The following is a 2988-nucleotide window of genomic DNA, read 5'->3' as shown; positions in this document are numbered from 1 at the left end:
ACGGCACGGAGGTGTCGTTCGCCGGTGATGAGGATTCTGTCGGTGCACTCTGCGCGGGCTGTGCGTATCCATCGTTCGGCGAACGCGTTGGACCGGGGGCTTTGCGGCGGAGTCGGGATGACGGCTGTGCCGTTGCCGGCGAAGACGGAATCGAACGCGGCGGTGAACTTACTGTCCCGGTCACGGATCAGGAACCGGAAGCACCCAGCCCTGTCGCCGAGGTCCATGAGCAGGTTGCGGGCGAGTTGGGCGACCCATGCGCCGGTGGGACGGGCGGTGACACCCAGGACATGGACGCGCCGGGTGGCGATCTCCATGACGAAGAAGACGTAGAGACGTTTGAGGAAGACGGTCTCCACGTGCATGAAGTCGCAGGCGAGCAACGTGTGGGCCTGGGCGCGGAGGAAGGAGCGCCAGGTCTGCTGGGAGGCGCGCTGCGGTGCGGGTGGCAGACCGGAGCGGCGCAGGACGCGCCGGATCGTGCCGGCGGCGACCCGGTGGCCAAGCCGTCGGAGTTCGCCTTGGATTCTGACGTATCCCCAGGTCGGGTTCTCTCGCGCCAGGCGCTGGATGAGCGCGACTGTTGCTTCCGGCAATGGTGGCCGACCGGATCTGAACGCCGTCTGGCGCCATTTCCAGCGCACCAGACGGCGGTGCCAGGTCAGCAGTGTGCCCGGGGTGACCAGCCGGTGGCGCCGTAAGACGGGTGGCAGGTGCCGTGCGAGAGCGGAGAGCACGGCACGATCAGCCCATGAGAGCCGCGGACGCTCGATCTGTCGGCGCAGCACAGCGACCTCATGGCGAAGCACGAGGATCTCGGCGTTGTTCGCGGCGGTCGATCGGCCCAGCAGGAGGAGGCAGCCCAGTAGTCGGCAGAAGATCAGGTAGAGCAGTCGCAGACCCACGATCACTGATCATGCCCATACTTGAGCGATCGCAAAGCCCCAGGTCAACCACCGTACAGCAATAAAGACACCCTTCAGGCATGGCCTGAACTCCGTCGGCCCCCTGCCGGGCGCGGGTGTTCAACTGTTCGTTCCGAGCAGTTGAACACCCCCTGAGCCAGGTCAGGCCGAGCGTCGTTCCAACTCCTCCGCGAACGAGATCCAGTTCCGGGCGCAGGCCCGGGCGAAGGCGGCCACCGCGACCGTCGCGTGCGGCGGTACTTGTTTCGCGAAGCCTTGCCACTCGGCGATGCCGGTGGCATGCGAGCCCAGCCACCGCAGCAGCTCACGGCGAGCCTCGTTGAATCGCAGCGACGGATCCCGGCGAAGTCGTTCGACGATCTGGAGCGGCTGGGCGACGTCCCGGCCGTCCCACCCGGGGAGTCGGCGGCTCGCCACGACCTTCCCCGTCACGGCCGCCGTGGTCCCACGGCCGCCCGTCGCCTTCGCCAGCTCCTTCGCGGGTACGGGACCCTGGCCACGCTTCATCCGCTCCCGGACGTCGCGCACGGTGGCCGGTGCCAGCCCGACCGCCGTGGCGATCTCCCGCAACGAGGCACCCGGCTGCTCGGTGAGCAGCGTACCGGCCAGCTGACGAGCAGCGGCCGTGCTGAGCGGGCGTACCCGCCCGTCCCGGCCGACCCGGCTGCCAAGTTGCTCTCCCGCGGATTCCCGCTCGCGGATCGCACCCACCGTGGACGCGGCCAGAGCGGTGATGCCCGCGATCACCCGGTTTGACCAGGCCGGGTACGAGCAGACGATTCGAGCGGCTGCCGCCGTACGGTCCGCGAGTGTCAGTGGCAGGCCGTGTGCGCTGTTGGCCTTGACCGCGGCGACGAAGACCGATTCCGGGTCGCCCTCCACATAACGGACCTCAATGGCCTGTTGGTCGCGGAGATGGGCAGCGAGGAGGCGGTGGGCGCCGTCCACGACCTTCATCGAGGGCCAATGGACCAGAATCGGCGGCAGCGGCTCATCCATCTGGGCCAGAGTCTCGACGTGCTGCCGGTCGGGCTCGACCAACCTCGGTGACTCACCGAGTCGTAAGGCTTCGATCGGCACGGAGCTGGGCCGGGCTTCGGTGATGGAGGCAGGTACGGCCTCCATCTCATCGCCCGGTTCCCGAACCTGGCTTCCATCGAGTAGATCTGCCACGAGACGGCCTCCCCGTTGGGCCCGCCCACCCCGCTGCGCGCGGCTCGCGACAAGTCCGCCGCATGCCCCCGCCGACGGGACGTCGGCCCGCTGCTCCTGCTGCACTGGATAACACGTGATCTGGAAAATCGCGCACCGCTCCGGACCCAACCGTCGGTGCTGCTTGGTCGCTGAGTGTCCCACCGTGTCGAGGCCACCTTGCGGAAACCTTGGGACCGTCTGGAATCGAGCTGAACCAGCTGGTTCAGCGACAGGTAGAACCACTGGTCAAATGATCAACCGTATGGGGACGGGGATGGAGGTACGGTTCGGGGCGCTGGGCCCCATCGCGGTGTGGCAGAACGAGGCGTCGGTGTCCCACCGGACACGCGCGACAACGACACGTGCTGGCGACGTTGCTCGTCGACGTAGGGAAAGCGGTACCGACGGATGTGCTGGTGGACCGAGTGTGGGGCGAGTCCCTCGTGTTTCGCGGTTCTGGGTGGTCATGTTCCGGCGGCGGCCCAGGCGGTGAGGACAGCCTGGATTTCTTGGGGTGTTGCCTGGTGAGGGCGTGGGACGCGAAAACGGTGGGCGATGATGACGCGGCGGAGTTTGACGTGTGCCGCTCGAAAAGTCATCGCCGCAGGTGCGCGGGATGCGGTCAGTCCGCTGGGATCATGTCCTCCGTGATCGTGTCCTTGTTGTACGAGGTGACCCGGAAGCTGCTGACTGTTCCATCGGTGCTCCTGCGTCGCGGGACGGCGAAGGAGGCGGAGCTGCTGGTGCTGCGGCACGAGAACGCGGTCCTGCGCCGCCAGTTGGCCGGACCGGTCCGCTATGAGCCTGCCGACCGGTTCTGGTTCGCCGCCCTGTCCGGGCTGATACCCCGGCGCCACTGGCTCAAGAT

2 protein-coding genes and 1 pseudogene are annotated in these 2988 nt (G+C 67.6%); 1 reads left to right on the top strand and 2 read right to left on the bottom strand.

Going from position 1 to position 2988, the window contains the following annotated elements; all coding sequences use genetic code 11:
• The coding region (locus ACWDSL_RS52825; RefSeq protein ID WP_450496849.1) for an IS3 family transposase at positions 1–905 on the bottom strand (905 nt) is incomplete at its 3' end.
• Positions 906–1067: 162 nt separating this feature from the next.
• Positions 1068–1925, bottom strand: a complete 858-nt coding sequence (locus ACWDSL_RS52820) for a hypothetical protein (RefSeq protein ID WP_450496847.1) — start codon at positions 1923–1925, stop codon at positions 1068–1070.
• 842 nt (positions 1926–2767) lie between these two features.
• On the opposite strand from ACWDSL_RS52820, the pseudogene ACWDSL_RS52815 reads away from it, so the two are divergent.
• Positions 2768–2988: pseudogene (locus ACWDSL_RS52815) on the top strand (integrase core domain-containing protein); the annotation flags it as partial.

This window comes from Streptomyces sp. NPDC000941, assembly GCF_053599555.1.
This window is presented reverse-complemented; position numbering and strand designations above follow the sequence as displayed.